Raw genomic sequence first — 21,139 nt, 5'->3', positions numbered from 1 at the left:
ATTTACGGTAAAAGATCTTAAACGATTTATTATTACCCATAAATTGAATAGCTTTGGAAAAACAGATATACTATGCAGATTACCTTTAAGCTTGATGAAACGAACTATCTTCATCATCAACTGTTTTTCGCAAGCCAATCGCCGACGATCAGAAAGCGGAGATTTCGTGCAAAATTCGTTTTTCCGATCGTTTACGTTCTTTTGGGCATCTTTTTGTATTTTTTTAAAGCTCCAGTGATGGGTTATATCTTTGGCGGAATCGGAATCTTATGGTTTTTCTTATACCCAATCTATGAGAAAGGAGCATACATCAAAAGCTATAAAAAATTTATCCGAGAGAATTTCCAAAACACCGTTGATAAAGCTATTACTTTACAAATAGAAGATAATTATTTTATCTTAAAGGACGATGGCAATGAAGCAAAAATTAACCTTTCTGAATTGCAAGAAATCGCAGAAATCCCCGGTGAAATTTTAATTAAAATAGGCAACGGAAATTCCATTATCATTCCTAAAAATCAAGTAGCTGAATTAACCAATCTTGAAAATAGATTAGAAGAAATCGCTGAGAGATTACAGATTGACTATTTGGATTACTCACAATGGACGTGGAAATAGCGATTTAAAATTTATTCAAATAATCTAAATAATCGTCGGCACTTTTATCAACTACTTCTTTCTCTGCGTTTATCTCAAATCCATAGGAAGCAAACAAAGGCTGGTAATCTGCTTTGACATAGTCAAACGATAACTTAAGTGGATAGGTCAAGGTTTCTAAGCTCTGTCCATATTTTTCAGCATCTCTATATTCTTCTTCAGCTCCTCCCACAGAAATTGCTAATGCGATTTTCTTTCCCTCTAGCTTGTAACCGCTTTTACTTCCATAGGCCCAGCCATAAGTCAGCACCTCATCAAGCCACTGTTTTAAAAGTGGTGGACTGCTAAACCAATAAAAAGGGAATTGAAAGATGATTTTATCGTGGTTTTCAATCAGCTCCTGCTCAGCAAGAACATCAATCTTTTGATCTGGATACGTTTTGTATAAATTATGAATGGTGAATTTTTCTGGAAATTTGCCGATTTCTTCAAGCCACCTTTTGTTGACGACAGACTGCTGTAAGTTGGGATGAGTTACGATAATTAAAGTCTTCATATCTAATTTTTTTTTAATGCATCAAAAATAAAAGTTTACATTTATTTATGTATATTAGCTTCCAATTGTTAGGTACTAACATAAATGTAAGTATGAGTAAAATAAAACCAACTTCGACACAGCAAGGAAATAAGAAGAAAATCGAAGACGATTGCCCAGGCATTTACGCTTCTAATCTTATTGGCGGACAATGGACAATGTCAATTATGTGTTTTTTGCAAGATTCAAAACTTCGTTTTGGTGAATTAAAGCGCTGTATACCTGATATAACGGAGCGTATGCTAACGCTTCAGCTTCGCAAGATGGAGGCAAATAAACTCGTAAAGCGTACAGTATTTGCAGAAGTTCCCCCGCGTGTAGAATACGAATTAACAAAAATTGCTAGGGATGTACTGCCCATTATGGATCAGCTGGAAGAATGGGGTAAAAAGCATAAGAAAAAGACCGCTGAAAAATAATTGGATATTGAAAACGGTCAACCTATTTATTCCAACTTCAAAAAAGATTGTGCACCTACGGAGCACAAATTCCAAAGGCTTATTTTCTTTTCTACAAATATGTTGCTCCTACGGAGCAATATTATGTAAGGACAACTGGTTGTTTCTAAATACTAAATACTAAATACTAAATACTAAAATCTCATATCTTCTTATTCTTCTCCTCAATCCATAAAGACATGTATTTGGAGCTCTGGGCAAAATGAAAGTTCATGATTTCTGAAATGAAATGTTGTTTTCTATGTGCCTGAATGTTGTCTAATAAATACTGAATTCGCTCAAAAAAATCAGGTTTAAAAATAGTTGAAGAATAGTTTTTCTTAATTATTTCAATACCATTATTTTGTGCTGTTTGCCAGAAGTTTTCGTCTGCATATAAGTTTATCGCATCTTGAATAAATAATGAAAAGTCATCTTGAATGGTGCCATTCCAATTTAAATTTTGGCTCATTGATTCTGCTCCGATAGTAGTTGTTACTGAAGGCGTTCCGCTTTTCATCGCATCAATAAATTTTCCTTTAACACCGGCACCAAAGGTTATTGGAGCCAATAAAACGCGATAATTTTGCATGGCCATTCGCGCATTAATAGCTCGGTCTTTAACAATGAATTTTTCCTTTTTATTTTGCAAATCATAAACCTTTTGGCTTGCGTATGCACCATAAATATGAAGTTCGGCGTCGGGCAACTGTTTCTGGATAGTAGGCCAGATTCCTTTCTTCAATGTTAGAACGGTTTGCCAATTCGGTTCGTGCAAGAAATTTCCGATAAAAATAAAATCCTTTCGCTCTTCGAATGATTTCCAATGTTGAATTTCTTCTTCAGTAACTTCATCTTCTAAAAATGGCAAGTAGTGAAGCAAGCCTGCCGGAATGTGGAATTGTTCTGTCAAGAGAGTAAATTCCTCCTTTGAAATAATTAAAGAGATATCACATCTTAAAATAGCAGCTATTTCCCTTTTGGCTTCAACTGTGTACAAATCAATTTCTTTATTCTTTTTATAAGCAAGCTCTCTGGCTTTGCGCAAGAAATGAAGGTCTTCAGTATCCAGAAAAGTTAGTGCGTTCGGACAATTTTCGCGTACCCGCCAGCCGAACTGCTCTTCAATCATAAAGCGATCGAATAACACGAGAAGTGGATTCAAATTCTTGACAAATTCATCGAATGAAGAGTCATTTAAGTTGATTTCATGTTCTTGAATTCCCAAGGTTTTTAAGTCTGCCGAAAATGCTGATTTGCCAGCGGCAGATGCAAAATGAACCTCAAAATTCTGTTCTAAGAAAAGAGCGATTAGTTGCATCATTCGCCAGCCGGCGGCCGAAGATGTAGGCTCTGGCCATACCAAACCGATAATCAGTAATTTTTGCATGACTCGAAAGTACAAAAAAATAGTATCGCTGTTTTGAATTTAAACCGTCCGAAACAAATTTTGTAAATTAGCAGCTTAATCCAAATCATTATGTTAGGACTGAAATTGCTGACAGACCCGCGCTGGGCGAACATCGCAGAAAATAATTTACAAGAAATTCTTTCAGATCATGCTTGGTGCGAACAAAAGGCAGCATCTAATGCCATCATGTTGATTACTCAAAATCCTGAATACGAAGATTTGGTGCATGAATTAACCGCGATAGCCATCGAAGAAATGCAGCATTTTCAAATGGTCATTGATTTGATTAAAGAGCGTGGCTATACCTTAGAGCGCGAGCGAAAAGATGATTATGTAGGTAGATTGCTGAAATTCAACAAGAAAGACGGATCTAGAAACATGGCGTTTATCGACCGCTTGTTGTTCGCTGCGATGATTGAAGCCAGAAGCTGCGAACGTTTCCGCGTGCTTTCTCAAAACCTAAAAGACGAATCACTTTCTAAGTTTTATTATGATTTAATGGTTTCTGAAGCGAACCATTACACCACATTTCTAAATTTTGCCAAAAAATACAGCACGGACGTCGATGTTGATAAACGATGGAAAGAGTGGCTGGATTTTGAAGGAGAATTGATTCAAAGCTACGGAACAAAAGAAACTGTTCACGGATAGCTTTCTTATCTTACATCAAGATTTAACCGAAACGAATCCGATAATTTTGTAGAAACAAAAGGAGAAATCAACATGGAATTAGGAATAGGAATGTTTGGTGATTTGCAAATTGATCCAACAACAGGAAAAATACAAGCAGCACAAACACGTCTTCAAGAGATTATTGAAGAAATAAAATTAATGGATGAGGTTGGCATTGACTTTTTCGGGATGGGCGAGCATCATCGTGCAGATTATGCGGTCGCAAGTCCAGAAATTATTTTAGCTGCTGCGGCTTCTGTTACTAAAAATATAAAATTAGGTTCTGCTGTTTCCGTAATCAGTTCGTCAGATCCAGTTAAATTATACCAAGATTTTTCGACCGTCGATTTGATTTCGAATGGACGCGCTGAGATCATGGCCGGACGTGGTTCGTTTATCGAATCATTCCCGTTATTCGGTTATGATTTAAAAGACTATAGCTCTTTGTTTGAAGAGAAATTAAATTTATTGTTACGAATAAATAACAACGAAACAGTTAATTGGACTGGAAAACATCGGGCTTCGTTGATTAATCAGTCCATCTATCCACGAGCCATGAACCAAGGTAAATTGCCGATTTGGGTAGCTGTTGGCGGAACAACTGAATCCGTAATTCGCGCAGCGAAATTAGGTTTGCCTGTGATGTTCGCGATTATTGGCGGTTCGCCAGTGAATTTCAAGCCTTTGTTTGAAATTTATGAACAAGCTTGGGTTGATAATGGACACGATATGAAAGATTATCAAGTTGGCGTGCACATGCATTCATTTTTTGGAGAAGATGCAAAGCAAATCGCAGACTACTATTATCCATTTTATTCTGAACAGATGAATCGTATCGGAGCGTCGAGAGGCTGGCCTCCATATCAAAAATCGCAATACGATTACGGACGCTCGAATCACGGACATTTAATTGTCGGCGATGCGAACCAATCCATCGATAAAATTATTCAAGTCTCGGAAACATTTGGATTGACTCGCTTTTCGGCACACATGGATGTGGGCAGTCCAGATCACAAGCAAATGATGAAAGCCATCGAAATTTATGGAACGCATATCGTTCCTAAAGTGAAAGAAGCTTTGAAAAAATAATTTAAATCAATTCAGCGTTTTTAACCCTCACTCTGTTCTTTTTTAAGAACAGCAGTGAGGGTTTCGCTTTTTTATTGTCTGCTGACGATAAGTAATAAAAAATTTGATGATATTGTGGAATAAGTCGATTTATATCATCCTGTCCAAAACTATAAGCAATGAAAAAATTAATAGTTCATATCCTATTCCTCTCGATCGCTTTCTTTTTCTCGAGATGCAATTCGTCAAATTCTGCTAAATCTCTCGCGTATGAGCAAGCGGTTCAGCAATCAGACGCGGTAAGTTCCGAAGTGGAAATGAATGTTGCTTCGGTGGAAGCAACTTCGTCACCCAGCACAACCTTACCTGTCGATAAAAAAATTATTCGCACAGGCTCCATTTCTTTTGAGTCAAATGACTTAAATAAAAGCAAAAGCCATATTCAGCAGATAGTTAAGCAAAAGAATGCATACATTGAGTCAGAAGATGCAAATGCGGGTTCCAGTTACAGCAGCATCAGTTTGACAATTCGCATTCCATCAACTGGTTTTGACGGGTTCATTGCAGACCTGGAAAATGGCGAAGATAAGGTGACCTCCAAGAGCATTCAAGCAAATGATGTGACCGCTCAATACGTCGATGTCGAAAGCCGGTTGAAATCGAAGAGGATTTATTTGGAGCGCTATCGAAAGTTAGTGGCTACCGCAAAAACAACCAAGGATTTATTAGAAATCGAGGAACAGATCCGAAGCCTCCAAGAAGAAATTGATAGTTACGAATCTACTTTCCGTGTGCTAAATAATCAGATTGCTTATAGTACATTGACTATCGCCATTTCAAATCAGCAAGACCGCATTACAGCTGGACCAAGTTTCTGGGTTAATTTGAAAGATGCTTTTTCGGATAGCTGGGATATTTTGGCCGGATTGTTTTTTGGTTTGATTCGTGTATGGCCGATTTTATTGCTGATTGTTATTTTCATCATTGCATTTAGGAAATGGCGACGCAGACGAATCGTGCTTCGCAAGAACAGAAACCTTTAAGAGTAAATAATTGTTTTTTAAGTTGTTGCATGAAATGTGGATTTTAGTTAAATTTGTGTACCATAATGTGTACACAAAATGAAAATTGTAGAAACGACGAGTAGAAAATTTAGAGAGCGACAAAAGGATTTCTTTGATTTAGCTGATAAAGGTCAGCAAGTGGTCATTCGCCGAGGGCGCAAACAAGCTTATGTTTTGACGCCTGTTTCAGAGGACGACCTCTATTTTACGCCTGAACTCATTGAGCGGATCAAAGAATCGCAACAAGAAATCAAGGATGGGAAAAGCCTCACTTTTAATTCCGTAAAGGAATTGGATGACTATATTCGGTCCTTGTAATGTACAAAATTACTTTATCCGCTAAAGCTCAAAAAGATTTGGAAATGCTTTTGAAGTCTGAACCTAAAGCATATGATAAAGTATTGTTATTATTAGCTGAAATTATGCTTCACCCCAGAACGGGTCTTGGAAAACCACAGCTGAAAAAATACAATTTAGCGGGTCTTTACTCAAGAAGAATAACAGACAAACATCGGCTTGTCTATTCCATTGACGATGAAATTATTACGGTTTATGTTATTTCTGCACGAGGGCATTATGCTGATAAATAAGCATTCTGCCAACAAAAGTTTCTTTAATGCAATTTTGTTGAACAAAAAACTGCATTAAAAATAATTCCTGTACCTTTGCACCGTGGCAACAGCAACTAAAATTCAGAACATTCGCGAGCTTACGCTTGATCAATTGAAATCTTCACTGACAGAAATGGGTGAACAAGCTTTTCGTGCAAAACAGATTTTCGAATGGCTTTGGCAAAAATCAGCAACTGATTTTGACCAAATGAGCAATTTGAGCAAAGACTTGCGCGAGACATTGAAATTGAATTTTACGATCAATGCTGTTACTGTCAAAAATTCTCAAATCAGTAACGACAAGACCATTAAGAGTGCTTTTTCATTGTATGATGGGAATTTGATTGAGGGTGTGTTGATTCCGGCAGACGACCGAATGACGGCTTGTGTCAGTTCGCAAGTAGGCTGTAGCTTAACCTGTAAATTCTGTGCAACGGGTTACATGGACCGTAAACGTAATTTGAATGCGGACGAAATTTACGATCAGGTTGTCCTTATTGCGAAGCAAGCACAAGAAAAATACAATCAGCCACTTTCCAATATTGTCTACATGGGCATGGGCGAACCTTTGCTGAATTATGCCAATGTGTTAAAATCTGTCGAGCATATTACCTCTCCTTCAGGACTGAATATGGCGGCTAAGCGGATTACGGTTTCCACAGCTGGAATTGCAAAAATGATAAAAAAACTGGGTGACGACCAGGTTCGCTTTAATTTAGCGCTATCGTTGCACGCGGCAAATGACGAGAAGCGAAATGAAATCATGCCAATCAATGAACAAAATTCGTTGAAAGCATTGGCAGATGCGCTGAAATATTTCTATGCCAAGACCAAAAGTCCGGTTACATTTGAATACATTGTTTTCAATAATTTCAATGACGAATTGCAAGATGCCAAGGAACTCGCGGCATTCTGTAAACATGTTCCCTGCAAAGTCAATATTATAGAATACAATCCAATTGCTTTAGCAGATTTTGTCAACGCAGATAAAGATAAGATCGATATGTTTGCGGATTATTTGCGCGGGCAAGGAATCATAACAAATGTGCGCAGAAGCCGTGGGAAAGATATTGACGCTGCTTGCGGGCAACTGGCTACAAAAGAGAAAGATAGCCTTCAGAATTAATTTTATTTTCTTAGCTTTAATCTGATCAATTTAAATGTAGGCTTATGGGCCTTTTGCGTTATTGGTATGATTTTCTATTTATCTTGTTCCCAAAAACTTGCGGAGCTTGCGAAAATGTATTGATCCATCAGGAAGAATATATCTGCACGACCTGTTCATACCATTTGCCATTTACAGATTTCCATCAGTTTCCAACTAACCCATCTGCCAAAAAGTTTTGGGGAAAAATAGAATTTGAACAAGCTGTTTCGATGTTTTATTTGACGAAATCCTCATTAGTCGAAACATTAATCCATAATATCAAATACAATAATCGCCCCGAATTAGCTTACTTCCTAGGTCAAAAGTATGGCAGGATATTGAAAAAGTCCGATTTTTCCGATGGGATTGATCTAATTGTTCCTATACCTCTCCATAGCAAAAAGCTGAAAATCCGAGGGTATAATCAGAGCCTGCATTTTGCAAATGGACTTGCCGAGTCGATGGAAATACCCTGTGATGATTCGTTGTTAAAAAGGAAAATAAACACTGTGAGCCAGACCCGAAAAGATCGATTAGAACGATTTGAGAACGTTGAACTAATTTTTGAATGCAATCTATCGTCGAAAATTACAGCAAAGCATATTTTGCTTGTGGATGATGTGCTGACGACAGGAGCCACGCTTTGCTCAGCGGCTTCTTGTTTGATGGAAGCAATGAAATGCAAGATTTCATTTGCTACTATTGCAAAAGCTTAGCGCTTATCTTCTAACTTTCCCGTTATGTACGGAAGGGCAATTGCAATCTTTTCGGAAAATCGAACATGATGATAGCGTCGCGGTAGCAATAAATAGCAGAGCTACAAAATAGATGAATCTTTTTCTCATTTGTATGATGTTGTTCGTCGTTGATACAATAATAGATAAGCCAGCATGGCCATTCCAATTCCCACATAGTCTGCGAAAATATCCCACCAATCTGCCATTCTTCCCATTTTTAGATAGAATTGAATTGCTTCTGTTCCAAATGCCATCATGCTGGATAATAGCAACGCATAAAACATGGTTTTTATTTTTGTTGCCCGACGTTTTGAGTGAACAATTGTTCCTCTAAAGTATAAAACCGTAAAGACAAAGAAGAATCCACAGTGTGCTAATTTATCAAATCCTGCAAAAACTGGCGGTGATGGTAACGACTGTGGAGGTGCGCCCATTAGGATTAGCATAATCACTCCCCAAACAATTAACCAGGTGTAGCTTGTCAGTATTCTCATTCTGCGGATTTAATTCGAGCGCAAAATAAGGAAATATTTCCCGCTTTCTCATACTAATGAATATTAATTTTGAAAATATGAAAATTAATGAAAAAATAATTTAACTGATAATCAATTGTTTATAAAAAACTTTCAATTATTTTAGTACTATGTATTGCAAAGTACTATCTAAAGGATATATCTTTGTATTGTTATGATCGCAGAAAATACACAGACCCAAATGAGGAAAGGGATACTCGAATACTGTATCCTATCCATTATTTCCCGAGGGGAAATATACGCCTCAGATATAATCAGTGAGCTAAAGAAAGCAGAGCTGTTGGTGGTCGAGGGTACTTTATATCCATTGCTAACACGATTAAAAAACAATGGCTTATTGAGCTACAGCTGGAAAGAATCCACCTCAGGTCCACCAAGAAAATATTATCAGATAACACCTGAAGGTACAGAAGTTCTAGAACGATTAGACATTACCTGGAAAGAATTGCTGTTTGCTGTACAGATTTCATTAGAAGGAAGAAACATTTAACTAACATAAAAACATTAACAAAATCATGAACAAGACTATAATCATCAACATTAACAGTATCGTATTCCACATCGAGGAAGACGCATACGACACGTTGCGCTCGTATATGATTGATATCAAAAGACATTTTGGCAACTCGAGCGATAGCAAAGAGATATTAGAAGATATAGAAAATCGCATCGCAGAAATGTTTTCTGAGCGCATACATACAGGTCGCAAGGAAGTCATCAACCTAGAGGACGTCAACCAAGTTATCGCTCAAATGGGGAAAGTGAGTGATTTCGAGGGTGGAGAAACTGACGAAGAAGAAACATTTACGGAATCTGCTTCTGGACAGACTTTCAATACCGATTACGAGGTGAATAATTCCATCGGAAAACGTTTGATGCGCGACCCAGATGACAAAACTTTGGGGGGCGTATGTAGCGGATTGGGCCATTACTTTGGCATAGAAGCAAAATGGGTTCGCATTATGTTTATTCTATTTTTCCTTTTTGCAGGCTCCGGAGTTTTATTGTATCTGATTTTATGGGTAGTAATGCCGTTGGCACAAACTCGCGCAGACCGTATGGCGATGCGCGGCGAAGCGCCGAATTTGCAAAATTTCAAAAAATCTTTTGAAGAGGAAATGAGCGGATTCCGCGAAAATTTTTCTGGAGCCGGCGAGCACATTAGCCGTGGTGCACGTTCGGTGGGAGACGTTCTGGGTAGAATATTCGGGTTTTTCGGCAAATTTGTAGGCATTCTATTTACCATCTTCATTGGCTTGTCCATTGTCGGAATGTTTATTTTCTTGGGCATGGTCAGTTTGTCATTGGCTGGTCTGATTGATATACAACCTTTCCCTCCATTAGAGGCATTATCAAATTCACAAGCTTTTATAGCTTTTGTAGCTGGGTGGTTGGCAACAACATTGCCATTTATCGCACTGTTTTTATTGTTGGTTCGCGTTTTATTTAAGCTGAAACCGATGAATAATTACGTGTCATTGATAATGTTTTCTACTTGGCTAGTATCATTAATTGTGATGTTGTATTTTATCATCATAGCGAACCAGGATTTCAGAGAAGAAAGTACGATTAAGGTCGAGAAGAAAATTGAACCTCAAACAGTTTATTACTTTGACGAGAAAAATGTACGTGTTATTGAGGCGTCGGATGCAGAATTTGGAAGCAAAAAATTCAAATTTAATTTTGATGGAGAAAGCGGAAATGCAGGATTGAATTCGACCATTCGCGTCAGGTTCGAAAATCTCGACTCATTAACAGCACCATATATTCAATACAGTTATTCTGCAAAAGGAAAAACATATCAACTAGCTTCAGAAAGAGCAGCTCAAATTAATTATCAAGCTGTCCAACAGGGGGAGAAAATATTTTTCAACAGCCACTTCTCTTTGGGGTCAGATGATTTATACCGTGACCAACGCGTCGATGCGACAGTTTATTTACCTGTAGGGGCAAAAGTGGTTATCCTTGAAAATCTTCAGAATAAATTAAGAGACATCTCATTCTATGACTGCCGTAATTATTATGCTGAAGAAAATCAAAACATCAAATCCACAGAATGGGTCATGACCAAAAATGGATTAAAATGTGAAATGCAGCTTAAAGGAGAAAATCTGTCTGAAAAAGAATTAGAGAGAGCAAAGAAGGAAGCAGAAAAGGAATTGGAAAAGGCTGAGAAAGAAGTCGAAAAGGCCAAGAAAGAAGCTGAAGCGGCAAAGAAGTTGGTTGAGGATAGGTTGAATAGTGAAGAAACTGAATAATCGACGCAACGAAATAATAGTGCAATACGTCATTATTGTGTGTAACAAAAAATAAAAACGAGCTACTAATACAACAAATAAATTCAAACAACTTAAAAACGGGGTGTAAAAACTCAAAAACAATGGCACGAATAATTGCTTTACTTTTTATCTCGCTAAATCTTTTCATCGGAACAGCATTTAGTGCCCAGGATACGGATGTGGCTGGTATAATTCTTAACGGAGACAACCAACCCATCAACGGAGCATCTGTATACCTAATGACTTCTAAAACTGGAATCATTATCAAAACAGCCGTAACAAACGAACAAGGAGTTTACACTTTTGTCAAAGCTCCGAAAGGAGAATTTTATGTAGAAGCTTCTAGCATTGGATTGGCAAAGGGACGTTCAGAAATCTTCACTGTGGGTGATGTTCAAGTAAAAGTTCCAAACATCATCTTGACGACAGAAACCAGAGCAATCGGTGAAGTTGTCGTGCAAGGACAGATTCCTACAATTTCTCAACAGAATGGAAAGCTCGTGATGAATGTGGAAAATTCATCCATTGCGGCAGGAAATAATGCCTTGGAAATTGTAAAAAGAGCACCAGGTGTTAGTGCAGACCAAGACGACAATTTGCAACTGATGGGACAATCGGGTATCAACGTAACTATTGATGGCCGCCAAACGTACATGACCGGCGAACAGCTGACCAACTTTTTGAAAAGTACAGACGGAAACCAGATTAAAAGTGTCGAAGTTTCGACGACTCGTTCGGCAAAAGATGATGCAGAAGGTACCGCAGGAACCATTAACATTGTCATGAAGAAAAACAAATTGGAAGGATTCAATGGAAGTTTCGTTGCAAGTGCTGGACAAGGTTTGTTTTTGAGAGGAAACTCTTCGCTTGCTTTAAATTATAGAAAAGGCAATACGACAGTTTTTGGTAACTACGGATATACGCAGCTAAAACAACGCTTTGCGATTGACTTAGAACGAAATATCGTGGATGATGGTGTGAACACCGCGTTTGACCAATCATCTTCCATTACGGAAACTAATAAAATCCATGATTTTCGTTTTGGTGTAGAACAAAAAACTTCGGATCGCAACACGATGGCGATTCAATTTACAGGGAATACCAATGGCGAGTATGGTGAGAATGGAAGTGTTTCGTACATTGGTCCACAAATTGGTTTAGTTGACTCTGTATTAAACAGTTCGGCGATAACAGACGCGAGGTTTAGCCGTTTTTCGGCAAACTTTAACAATGAGTTCAGAATCGATACCAACGGAAGAAAGTTGACGTTTGACTTTGATTGGGGTGCTTTTAGAAACAATGCACATACGGATTATGAGAATAAAACATATGATGCTTCCTACACAGATTTATTGTATGCTCCGGAATTGCAACGCAGTGGAACGCCCGTAAATATTGATATCATAGCAACCAAATTAGATTATACGCAGAAATTGGGTAAAAAAGGAGTGTTAGAAACTGGATTAAAATACAGCAATGTGAAATCCGATAATGACATCAGTTTTGAAAATTTCATATCAGATAGTTGGGTAAATGATGTAGATAGGACTAACCATTTTGTTTATACGGAAGAAATAGCTGCGGCCTATTTGGATTATGCTGGAACTTTTGGAAAATGGGGAATTAAAGCTGGATTGAGGGGAGAATACACCATGTCAGATGGAAATTCAATTACCCAAGCTAATCGTGTGGCTCGAGAATATTTTGATTTATTTCCTTCAGCATCATTGAGTTATAATCTTAATGAAAATCATGTACTTTCATTAAGCTACGCTAAGAAAATTCAACGTCCTAATTACCGTAAGTTGAATCCATTCGAGTATTTTATCGATAAATTCACTTCGGAACGAGGAAACGCATATTTACAGCCACAATATACAGACAGCTACGCGTTGAATTATACATTGTTCAAAATGTTCAACATTACGGCAGGATACAATTATACCTATGACGCGATCGTTGAAAGTATGGGACAAGATTCAGTAGCGAAAACTACTTGGGTGACCAACGAAAATTTAGGTAAAGTGCACAACGGTTTTTTAAATATTAATGCACCAGCACGAATTGGAAAATTCTGGTCGATGAATAACAACATAACTGCGGTGTATATGTATTTTGATGGTGTGATCGCGGGTACGCCATTAAAGAATGATACGTATATGTTCCAAGGTACTTCGATGAATACGTTTAAAATTACCAAACCACTTTCAGCAGAGTTGGTTGCGCGTTACACAAGTCCATTCCTATACAACATTTATACTTTGGAGACTAGATGGAACGTTGATTTAGGAACTACGTATAATTTTAAAGATCAACGCAGTTCATTGAAATTGGCAGTAACAGATGTGTTTAAAACAAATAGAACAAGATTACATACAGATTTTGCGGACTTCAGCACCAAAATTAGTCAATATAATGATGCACAAACGGTCCGTTTAACCTTCACGTACAAATTCGGAAATATGAAGCAAAATATTTCTAAGAAAAATACAGACAACGACGAAAAAAGTAGAGCGTTGTAAAGATTGTTTCAATGTTTAGTTTAGTTAGAACCGTGGGTAGCCCTTACCCGCGGTTTCTTTTTTTTATAAGGTTTTGTTATTCACTATTGGGCTAAATTAAAAGTGTAACTGTACTTGCCCGAATTTACGGAAAGCTGTGTCTCGGAAACAGTGTTTCCAGTCGCATCTTTCACTTCAGTAGCGCCTTCGGGAAATTGAATTTTGGCTGTTGTATTTGAAGGTACATGAACTTCTAGAGTCATTTTGCCTGCATCTATTTTCCAGTTGGAAACAATTTTTCCATAAGCACTTTCAAACGCAGTATTCGCAAATGTTAGTCCGCCCCCAGGTTTAGGTGCAATTATAAATTCTTTGTAGCCTGGCGCGTTGACCGATGGCTGGATTCCGCCAATCTGCTGATACATCCATTCTCCGATTGCACCATAGGCATAATGATTAAATGAATTCATGTGTTCATTCTGAAAAGAACCGTCTTGTTTTATGCCATCCCAACGTTCCCAAATAGTCGTCGCTCCTTTAGAAACTGGATAAAGCCAAGATGGATAGGTTTTTTGCATCAATAGGGCGTAGGCTAAATCTTCATGGCCAAATCGGCTTAATACATGACATAAATAAGGAGTGCCTAAAAAGCCTGTTGTCAGATGTTGTTGGTAACTGTTGATGTTGTCTGCAAGACGTTGTGCAGCTTGAGGACGTAATTCTTCGGGCAACATATCGAATTGCAAAGCTAAAACATAGGCTGTTTGTGTTCCTGATACTAATCTTCCAGATTCAGTAACATATTCATTCACAAAAGCAGTTTTTACTTTTTGCAAAAGGTCTTCGTACTTTTTCACGTCTGCATCTTTTCCTAAGATGGAAGCGGCATTGATCATCAGTTGCACAGAATGTCCAAAAAATGCTTGCGCAATTAAATATTTGTCTGTCACGGCAGCTCGCCCATCCACATCATCCGCAGGCGTGTAAAATAGCCAATCGCCAAAATGAAATCCTTTATTCCACAAATCCTTTGTACTATTGTCAGCCATAAACTTCACCCATTTTGCCATGGACTCATACTGGTCTTCTAAGATCCGCTTGTCGCCATACAATTGATAAAAATTCCATGGAATGATGGTAGCAACATCTGCCCATCCCGCAGATCCGCCTTGTTTGTCTCTCCAATAATAAGGCACGACATGCGGAATCGCTCCGTTATCAAATTGATCTAGTTTTACATCAACCATCCATTTCGCAAAAAATCCAGACACATCCATATTGAAAGCTGCCGTATTGAAAAACGCTTGTGCATCGCCCGTCCATCCCAAACGCTCATCACGCTGCGGACAGTCTGTCGGAACATCCAAAAAATTACCTTTTTGTCCCCATAAAATGTTATGCTGCAATTGGTTTATTAACGTATCCGAAGTTTCGAAATGTCCTGTTTGTGGCATCGCTGTATGCAATACGACAGCCTCTATGTTAGTTAGGTCAATATTTTCCTTTGCTCCTTCAACTTTAACGTAACGGAAACCTTGAAATGAAAAATGAGGATGGTAACTTTCGGATTTGTCGCCTTTGAATTTATAAACCAACCTTTGTTTCGCACTTCTCAAATTGTTTGTGTAGAAATTTCCTTGTTTGTCAAGAACTTCCGCATGATAAAAAACCAATGAATCTCCTGCTTTTGCGCTCGTTTTAAAATCAATCCATCCAACTAGATTTTGTCCGAAGTCAATGACTTTTTCTCCTTTGGGCGTAGTGAATATTTTAATTGGTTTTAATCGCTCATGGGCTAAAACAGGGGGTGCGGGTGAAGTTACTAAATGATCGAACCCTAAAGATGCATTGCTGCGCGCAGGTTTCCAATTCGCATCAGCGAATTCGGGCGTAGCCCAATTATGTAGTTCCATGTTCGCGTCGTAGGTTTCGCCATTGTATAGGTCAGAAGTCCTTATCGGCCCATTTGTCGTATTTTTCCAAGTGTCGTCAGTTGAAACAATCAGTTGTGAGCCATCGGTATAGGTAATTTCCAATTGCGCCAGCAAGGCAAGATCTTTCCCGTAAAAATGATGGCCTCCCATTAAATTTCCGCTAAACCATCCATCGCCTAGCATAACGCCAATCGCATTATTTCCTTTTTTTACCTGCTCCGAAACATCATAAATTTGATATTGCAAACGCTTGTGATAACTGGTCCAGCCCGGAGTAAAATGTGCATCTCCTAAACGTTCTCCATTGATATATGCTTCATAAAGCCCATGGGAAGTGATGTACAGACGCGCTTTCTTGATTGTTTTCCCAACTTCAAATGTTTTTCTGAAAAGCGGACTTGGTGCTGATTGTACGGTTTTTTCTTCGGCCTGCTGAATCCATTTTGCTTTCCAGTTTTCACGCTTGAGTAGTCCCATTTCCCAAAACTGTGCTTCGCTCCAATCGGATACATTTCCTTTATTGTCCCAAACTCGCACCTGCCAGTAATATCGGTTTTTAGCTTGCAAAGCATTTCCGTTGTAGGGAACGAAGATCGAGGCATCCGTTGTTACCTTTCCTGATTTCCAAACATCTGCATTTTTCAACTTTCCTATTTCCGAACTTACCCGTATTTCGTACGCTGTCTGCATGACGCCATTGTCGCTGGAATTTATTTTCCAGCTAAAACGCGGGATAAGCACATCTGTTCCTATTGGATTTGTGAGATGTTCGCATTTGAGATCGTACAAAATAGGTTTTGCAGCGGATGCATTCATGTTTCCAAGAAAGATTATTCCTAAAAATAAACATAAATACGTTTTTACAGGTGTGGAAATGTACATAAGCTTAGTAAAGTTTTATTAATTGATATAGTTAACAGGCTCTTTTTCAATAGATAGAAGCCCGTCAATCATGATTTAAGATTTCAAGTAAATTGGTTTAATCTAAGCAGAATAGTGTGAAACAGCAACCCGTACTGTCCTGCATGAAAAAATAAAAAATAGTTTATTTCGGATGCAACATTTCGAATGATTCTAGCGTCTATTAATTAGAAGTTCGCAAATAGAATGAATTTATTTTAGTGATTTTGAAATTTTTAACTTAGTTTTATAAAAAAATGGTACGTTTGATTACTTTCATCTTTAGAATAGTAGATGCATTAATCGATCAAGTACTCGATTTTATTTAACCTGATTTTCCGAAAGTAATTGTAAAGGTATAATTCGTAGGGATGGAGCTGGAAAATTTTCAGCTGCAGAATAAAGATTGTTTCAATGTTTAGTTTAGTAAAACCGCAGGTAAGCCCTTACCTTGCGGTTTTTTTATGATTGTGCAAACTGGTAGTAAGACACAAAAAAAGCGCCTTAGGCGCTCTTAAATCATTCTTTTCCAGAAAAATTAAAATACTCTTTCGCATTGTGATAACAGATATCACTGATGATTTTTCCTATCCAAGGCAGGTCATCAGGCAATTCTCCGTTCTGAATATCTTCTCCAAAGATATTGCAAAGCAAGCGCCTGAAATATTCATGGCGAGGGAAAGACAAGAAACTTCTGGAATCTGTCAGCATACCAACAAATTTGCTAATCAGACCCAAGTTAGAAAGCGTATTGATTTGATTGGTCATTCCAATTTTTTGGTCATGATACCACCAAGCTGAACCAAACTGTATTTTCCCGGCAATAGTTCCATCGTTAAAATTTCCGGTCATCGCAGCGAATGTTTCGTTATCCGTAGAATTAATCGAATATAAAATGGTTTTCGCTAATTGGTTGTTTGTATCGAGGCGATTTAAAAATTTGGACAGATGCGCAGCTTGTGGAAAATCACCGATGGAATCCCATCCCGTATCTGGCCCCAGTTTTTCAAACATGCGCGTGTTGTTATTGCGCAATGGCCCTAAATGGTATTGCTGAACCCAGCCTTTTTCATGATCCCATTCCGCCAGGTAAACCAGCATCGCTGATTTAAATTGTAGATTTTCTTCTTCAGTTAAAGATCTTTTTGCTCGTATTTTAATAAAGATCAAACGGATTTCTTCATCCGTAAAATCTTCTGAATAGGCATAAGATAATCCGTGGTCGGAAACTTTACAGCCATTCAAAGCAAAAAAATCGTGTCTTGATTTTAAAGCTGATAAATAATCCGATATACTTTCTATTGTAAAATCAGTCACCGCCGCAAGTTTATCGATGTACTCGTTAAAACTATCTAAATCATCAGAATTCATCGCCTTATCTGGACGAAATGCAGGATACATTTTAAAACCTACATCTTGTTTAGCAAATTCTTGATGGTAGCGCAAGTCGTCGGTTGGGTCATCCGTCGTGCAGATGACCTCTACATTCATTCGGTTAAGCAATCCATGCACTGAAAATTCGGGTGTCCGTAATTTTGCAGAAGCTTCTTCGTAAATGCGTTCTGCTGACTCTGCCGTAAGCAATTCATGAATATCAAAATAGCGCTGAAGTTCTAAATGTGTCCAATGGTACAAAGGATTTCTGACCGTAAAAGGAACGGTTTCTGCCCATTTTATAAACTTTTCTTTGTCCGTTGCGTCGCCTGTGATGTATTTCTCGGGAACGCCATTCGCTCGAAGGGCGCGCCATTTATAGTGGTCGCCATATAACCAAGCTTGGGTAATATTTTCAAAATTGATGTTTTCAGCAACTTGCTGTGGAATCAAATGGTTGTGATAATCTAAGATGGGTTGATGCTTTGCATAGTTGTGATACAATTCTTCAGCAAATTTATTTTGGAGAAGAAAATTGTCGTCTAAAAAACTCTTCATAATTTTAAAAATAGTATCTTTTTTGGTTTATCAATTACTAAAAATAGAAATAATAAAAAAGAAGCGGGCAAAGATTCAAGGATTTATCTACGCAATCGTTTTAGCAAATTAGCTCATTTTTTGTATCTTGTGTGGTAAACCAAATGCATATGAAAAATTTTATTTTAACAATTTCAACGTTTCTATTTTCCTCTAGTTTTTTATTTGGACAGCATCAGTTAACTGAGCTATGGGTCTCGGATAAATCATTGCCAATTCCCGAATCGGTTTTGTATGTTCCTGGCAAACAGGAATTGTATGTTTCGCTGATTGAAGGCGATGGAATGGAAAAAGATGGAAAAGGCGGTATTGCGATTTTAAATATGGATGGCTCTCTGAAGTCTGCAGATTGGATAACGGGTTTGAATGCGCCAAAAGGTCTTGCATTGCACAATGAATTGCTATACATCGCTGACATTGATGAAATCGTAGTGGTGAATGTCACCTTAGGAAAAGTAATCCGCAAAATTCCTGTCCCAAATTCTACATTTTTGAATGACGTGACTGTGAATGATTTCGGGAAAGTATTTGTTTCCGATACTCGTGAGAATAAAATTTTCCAGCTGGAAAAAAATGTGGTGTCATTGTATTTGGATGAAGTTCCTAGTGTGAATGGCTTAAAATTCGAAGAGCATTATTTATATGCTTTAGCTGGAAAAGAGCTTTGGAAGATTGATGATAAAAGGGACCATGTCGTCATTGCAAAAGATTTCGAGCAAGGCGGAGATGGGTTGGAGCCTGTCGGGAATGGTGATTTTCTGGTCACTTGCTGGCCGGGTTTGGTTTACTATGTAAAGGCAGATGGAAGCATAGAAAAATTGTTGGATGTGCAGGGTCAAATGAACACCGCTGATTTGGGTTATCATCCTGAAAAGAAAATTTTATACATCCCGACATTTAACAACAACAGTGTTATTGCTTATCAATTAAAGTAATTTAAATCCGTACATAAATTTTCTTTGTTTTAGTACATTTGTACAAATCATTATGCTATGCAACTGGAGCAGCTTTATGCACATTTTCTTAACTATCCGAAGATAAGTACGGACACTCGTAAGATTGAAGAAGACAGTCTTTTTTTCGCGCTTAAAGGAGATCATTTTAACGGAAATGCTTTTGCAGAAAAGGCGCTCGACCTAGGTGCACGGTATGTGATTATCGACGAGGCCGATTACTTTATCGATGAACGGACAATTCTTGTTTCGAATGTGTTGCAAACGCTGCAGGAATTAGCAAAATACCATCGTTCGAAGCTTACAATCCCAATTATTGGGATTACAGGAACAAACGGAAAAACCACGACAAAGGAATTGCTGCATGCGGTGTTGGTTGAAAAATACACTTGTTTTGCTACAAAAGGAAATCTAAATAACCACATTGGCGTTCCGCTTTCGTTGTTGTCGATCAACAAAGAATTTGAAATCGCGATTATTGAGATGGGTGCCAATCATCAGGGTGAAATCGAGTTTCTGTCTGAATTGGCGCAGCCAACACATGGACTCATCACCAATGTTGGAAAAGCACATCTGGAAGGTTTTGGAAGTTTTGAAGGTGTAAAAAAGACAAAGGGAGAATTGTATGCTTTTTTAGCGGCGCATCAAGGCATTTGCTTTATTCAGCACGACAACTCCAATCTGGTAGAAATGATCGCTGCTTATCCGTCACTAAAACAGATCAAATACGGCTTCTCGGAGGATAATGAAGTCTTTGGAAAATTGATCAAGGCTAATCCATTTTTAGCTGTGGAATGGTTTTCGAAAAAGGAACTGGAACCGCACACGGTGCAGACAAAATTAACTGGCTCTTACAATACAGAAAATATCTTGGCTGCAGTGGCTGTAGGCTTGCATTTCGATGTTTCAGACAAGCAGATTCGATTAGGTATCGAGAAATATACACCTCAAAATAACCGTTCTCAAATAACGCAAACCGCTAAAAACACCTTGATAGAGGATTATTACAATGCCAATGCCAGCAGCATGAAGGCTGCTTTGGAAAATATGGCTGTGATCGAAGCGGAAAATAAAGTCATTATTTTGGGCGATATGTTCGAATTGGGCGATGATTCTCCTGCTGAACATAAAACTGTCATTGCCCAAGCAAAAACAATTCCCACAAGCCGATTGATTTTTGTTGGAAAGGATTTTTATGCGCATCGGGATGGCGATGCGGAATATTATCAAACAACAGATGAAGCTTTGGAAGCTTTAAGCAAGCATCCCATTTCTTCATCCTTTGTTTTGTTAAAAGCTTCGCGTGGCATGGCATTCGAAAAACTAATAACAGCGCTCTAACATGTTAAAAGCCGTTCATCATATTGCGATAATCTGTTCAGATTATGAAGTTTCGAAAAAGTTCTACACAGAAACCTTAGGATTAGCGATTATCAGAGAAGTTTATCGGGAGCAAAGGGATTCGTACAAATTGGATTTAAGTCTAAACGGGCACTATATTATTGAACTCTTTTCATTTCCGAATCCACCAAAGAGACCCTCTCAACCCGAAAGTTGCGGACTAAGACATCTTGCTTTTGTTGTTGAAAATGTAGAAGCAGAAAAAGAACGAATGGAAGGATTAGGAGTTTCTGTCGAAATTATCCGGACAGATGAATTTACAGGAAAGAAATTTACATTTATTCAAGACCCGGATGGTTTGCCGATTGAATTTTACGAAAGCAATTAG

Annotated in this window: 20 protein-coding genes; 15 read left to right on the top strand and 5 right to left on the bottom strand. The window is 38.1% G+C overall.

Annotation, left to right across the window (positions count from 1 at the left end; all coding sequences use genetic code 11):
• The first annotated feature begins 72 nt into the window (after positions 1-72).
• Complete coding sequence (locus C4F49_RS09865; protein ID WP_196935688.1) at positions 73-618, top strand: YcxB family protein; 546 nt, start codon at positions 73-75, stop codon at positions 616-618.
• A gap of 4 nt (positions 619-622) precedes the next feature.
• Here C4F49_RS09865 and C4F49_RS09860 read toward each other — a convergent pair whose 3' ends face one another.
• The gene (locus C4F49_RS09860; protein ID WP_196935687.1) at positions 623-1,153 is read right to left on the bottom strand and encodes an NAD(P)H-dependent oxidoreductase; all 531 of its coding nucleotides are present in this window, start codon (positions 1,151-1,153) and stop codon (positions 623-625) included.
• A gap of 92 nt (positions 1,154-1,245) precedes the next feature.
• On the opposite strand from C4F49_RS09860, the gene C4F49_RS09855 reads away from it, so the two are divergent.
• On the top strand, positions 1,246-1,611 hold the full coding sequence (locus tag C4F49_RS09855; protein WP_196935686.1) for a winged helix-turn-helix transcriptional regulator: 366 nt from the start codon (positions 1,246-1,248) through the stop codon (positions 1,609-1,611).
• Positions 1,612-1,792: 181 nt separating this feature from the next.
• Here C4F49_RS09855 and C4F49_RS09850 read toward each other — a convergent pair whose 3' ends face one another.
• Positions 1,793-3,019: a glycosyltransferase gene (locus C4F49_RS09850; protein ID WP_196935685.1), complete on the bottom strand. Its 1,227-nt coding sequence runs from the start codon at positions 3,017-3,019 to the stop codon at positions 1,793-1,795.
• A gap of 90 nt (positions 3,020-3,109) precedes the next feature.
• Between C4F49_RS09850 and C4F49_RS09845 the strand changes: the two genes are divergently transcribed.
• The 7 genes from C4F49_RS09845 (at position 3,110) to C4F49_RS09815 (ending at position 8,318) form a co-directional block, all read left to right on the top strand.
• A complete protein-coding gene (locus C4F49_RS09845) occupies positions 3,110-3,691 on the top strand; it encodes a MiaE family protein (RefSeq protein WP_196935684.1) in 582 nt (193 codons plus the stop codon).
• Between the two features lie 72 nt (positions 3,692-3,763).
• Positions 3,764-4,801, top strand: a complete 1,038-nt coding sequence (locus C4F49_RS09840; RefSeq protein ID WP_196935683.1) for an LLM class flavin-dependent oxidoreductase — start codon at positions 3,764-3,766, stop codon at positions 4,799-4,801.
• A 158-nt stretch (positions 4,802-4,959) separates the two neighbouring features.
• A complete protein-coding gene (locus tag C4F49_RS09835) occupies positions 4,960-5,823 on the top strand; it encodes a DUF4349 domain-containing protein (RefSeq protein WP_196935682.1) in 864 nt (287 codons plus the stop codon).
• 78 nt (positions 5,824-5,901) lie between these two features.
• Positions 5,902-6,162 carry a hypothetical protein gene (locus tag C4F49_RS09830; RefSeq protein WP_196935681.1) on the top strand — a complete coding sequence of 87 codons (261 nt, stop codon included), beginning with the start codon at positions 5,902-5,904 and terminating at the stop codon, positions 6,160-6,162.
• Positions 6,162-6,434: a Txe/YoeB family addiction module toxin gene (locus C4F49_RS09825; protein ID WP_196935680.1), complete on the top strand. Its 273-nt coding sequence runs from the start codon at positions 6,162-6,164 to the stop codon at positions 6,432-6,434. Before C4F49_RS09830 ends, C4F49_RS09825 begins: the two co-directional genes overlap by 1 nt.
• A gap of 82 nt (positions 6,435-6,516) precedes the next feature.
• Positions 6,517-7,581: a dual-specificity RNA methyltransferase RlmN gene (rlmN, locus tag C4F49_RS09820; protein WP_196935679.1), complete on the top strand. Its 1,065-nt coding sequence runs from the start codon at positions 6,517-6,519 to the stop codon at positions 7,579-7,581.
• 44 nt (positions 7,582-7,625) lie between these two features.
• Complete coding sequence (locus tag C4F49_RS09815; protein ID WP_196935678.1) at positions 7,626-8,318, top strand: ComF family protein; 693 nt, start codon at positions 7,626-7,628, stop codon at positions 8,316-8,318.
• 125 nt (positions 8,319-8,443) lie between these two features.
• Here C4F49_RS09815 and C4F49_RS09810 read toward each other — a convergent pair whose 3' ends face one another.
• Entirely contained in the window at positions 8,444-8,833 is a 390-nt protein-coding gene (locus C4F49_RS09810) for a VanZ family protein (protein WP_196935677.1), read from the bottom strand.
• A 193-nt stretch (positions 8,834-9,026) separates the two neighbouring features.
• Between C4F49_RS09810 and C4F49_RS09805 the strand changes: the two genes are divergently transcribed.
• The 3 genes from C4F49_RS09805 (at position 9,027) to C4F49_RS09795 (ending at position 13,673) form a co-directional block, all read left to right on the top strand.
• Complete coding sequence (locus tag C4F49_RS09805) at positions 9,027-9,362, top strand: PadR family transcriptional regulator (RefSeq protein WP_196935676.1); 336 nt, start codon at positions 9,027-9,029, stop codon at positions 9,360-9,362.
• Positions 9,363-9,387: 25 nt separating this feature from the next.
• On the top strand, positions 9,388-11,130 hold the full coding sequence (locus tag C4F49_RS09800) for a PspC domain-containing protein (RefSeq protein WP_231388265.1): 1,743 nt from the start codon (positions 9,388-9,390) through the stop codon (positions 11,128-11,130).
• Positions 11,131-11,252: 122 nt separating this feature from the next.
• Entirely contained in the window at positions 11,253-13,673 is a 2,421-nt protein-coding gene (locus C4F49_RS09795; protein WP_196935675.1) for an outer membrane beta-barrel family protein, read from the top strand.
• 83 nt (positions 13,674-13,756) lie between these two features.
• Here C4F49_RS09795 and C4F49_RS09790 read toward each other — a convergent pair whose 3' ends face one another.
• Positions 13,757-16,402 carry a glycoside hydrolase family 78 protein gene (locus C4F49_RS09790; RefSeq protein ID WP_231388264.1) on the bottom strand — a complete coding sequence of 882 codons (2,646 nt, stop codon included), beginning with the start codon at positions 16,400-16,402 and terminating at the stop codon, positions 13,757-13,759.
• Between the two features lie 603 nt (positions 16,403-17,005).
• The gene (gene uxaC, locus C4F49_RS09785; protein ID WP_196935673.1) at positions 17,006-18,418 is read right to left on the bottom strand and encodes a glucuronate isomerase; all 1,413 of its coding nucleotides are present in this window, start codon (positions 18,416-18,418) and stop codon (positions 17,006-17,008) included.
• Between the two features lie 149 nt (positions 18,419-18,567).
• Between uxaC and C4F49_RS09780 the strand changes: the two genes are divergently transcribed.
• The 3 genes from C4F49_RS09780 to gloA2 are packed head-to-tail and all read left to right on the top strand — an operon-like array spanning position 18,568 to position 21,139.
• Positions 18,568-19,392, top strand: a complete 825-nt coding sequence (locus C4F49_RS09780; RefSeq protein ID WP_196935672.1) for an NHL repeat-containing protein — start codon at positions 18,568-18,570, stop codon at positions 19,390-19,392.
• Positions 19,393-19,449: 57 nt separating this feature from the next.
• Positions 19,450-20,751, top strand: a complete 1,302-nt coding sequence (locus C4F49_RS09775) for a UDP-N-acetylmuramoyl-tripeptide--D-alanyl-D-alanine ligase (protein ID WP_196935671.1) — start codon at positions 19,450-19,452, stop codon at positions 20,749-20,751.
• Between the two features lies 1 nt (position 20,752).
• Entirely contained in the window at positions 20,753-21,139 is a 387-nt protein-coding gene (gene gloA2, locus C4F49_RS09770) for an SMU1112c/YaeR family gloxylase I-like metalloprotein (RefSeq protein WP_196935670.1), read from the top strand.

The sequence above is a fragment of the Sphingobacterium hungaricum genome (genome assembly GCF_015210005.1).
Classification (GTDB): domain Bacteria; phylum Bacteroidota; class Bacteroidia; order Sphingobacteriales; family Sphingobacteriaceae; genus Sphingobacterium; species Sphingobacterium hungaricum.
Note: the sequence above shows the minus strand (reverse complement) of the source record. Positions and strands in the feature narration are given on the sequence as shown.

Coding starts and splice junctions, on each gene's coding strand:
- C4F49_RS09810 (WP_196935677.1), bottom strand. CDS start 8,833: ATGAGAATACTGACAAGCTACACCTGGTTAATTGTTTGGGGAGTGATT.
- C4F49_RS09780 (WP_196935672.1), top strand. CDS start 18,568: ATGAAAAATTTTATTTTAACAATTTCAACGTTTCTATTTTCCTCTAGT.
- C4F49_RS09855 (WP_196935686.1), top strand. CDS start 1,246: ATGAGTAAAATAAAACCAACTTCGACACAGCAAGGAAATAAGAAGAAA.
- C4F49_RS09835 (WP_196935682.1), top strand. CDS start 4,960: ATGAAAAAATTAATAGTTCATATCCTATTCCTCTCGATCGCTTTCTTT.
- C4F49_RS09775 (WP_196935671.1), top strand. CDS start 19,450: ATGCAACTGGAGCAGCTTTATGCACATTTTCTTAACTATCCGAAGATA.
- C4F49_RS09825 (WP_196935680.1), top strand. CDS start 6,162: ATGTACAAAATTACTTTATCCGCTAAAGCTCAAAAAGATTTGGAAATG.
- C4F49_RS09845 (WP_196935684.1), top strand. CDS start 3,110: ATGTTAGGACTGAAATTGCTGACAGACCCGCGCTGGGCGAACATCGCA.
- C4F49_RS09795 (WP_196935675.1), top strand. CDS start 11,253: ATGGCACGAATAATTGCTTTACTTTTTATCTCGCTAAATCTTTTCATC.
- C4F49_RS09790 (WP_231388264.1), bottom strand. CDS start 16,402: ATGAATGCATCCGCTGCAAAACCTATTTTGTACGATCTCAAATGCGAA.
- C4F49_RS09805 (WP_196935676.1), top strand. CDS start 9,027: ATGATCGCAGAAAATACACAGACCCAAATGAGGAAAGGGATACTCGAA.
- C4F49_RS09840 (WP_196935683.1), top strand. CDS start 3,764: ATGGAATTAGGAATAGGAATGTTTGGTGATTTGCAAATTGATCCAACA.
- gloA2 (WP_196935670.1), top strand. CDS start 20,753: ATGTTAAAAGCCGTTCATCATATTGCGATAATCTGTTCAGATTATGAA.
- C4F49_RS09800 (WP_231388265.1), top strand. CDS start 9,388: ATGAACAAGACTATAATCATCAACATTAACAGTATCGTATTCCACATC.
- C4F49_RS09865 (WP_196935688.1), top strand. CDS start 73: ATGCAGATTACCTTTAAGCTTGATGAAACGAACTATCTTCATCATCAA.
- C4F49_RS09815 (WP_196935678.1), top strand. CDS start 7,626: ATGGGCCTTTTGCGTTATTGGTATGATTTTCTATTTATCTTGTTCCCA.
- uxaC (WP_196935673.1), bottom strand. CDS start 18,418: ATGAAGAGTTTTTTAGACGACAATTTTCTTCTCCAAAATAAATTTGCT.
- C4F49_RS09850 (WP_196935685.1), bottom strand. CDS start 3,019: ATGCAAAAATTACTGATTATCGGTTTGGTATGGCCAGAGCCTACATCT.
- C4F49_RS09860 (WP_196935687.1), bottom strand. CDS start 1,153: ATGAAGACTTTAATTATCGTAACTCATCCCAACTTACAGCAGTCTGTC.
- C4F49_RS09830 (WP_196935681.1), top strand. CDS start 5,902: ATGAAAATTGTAGAAACGACGAGTAGAAAATTTAGAGAGCGACAAAAG.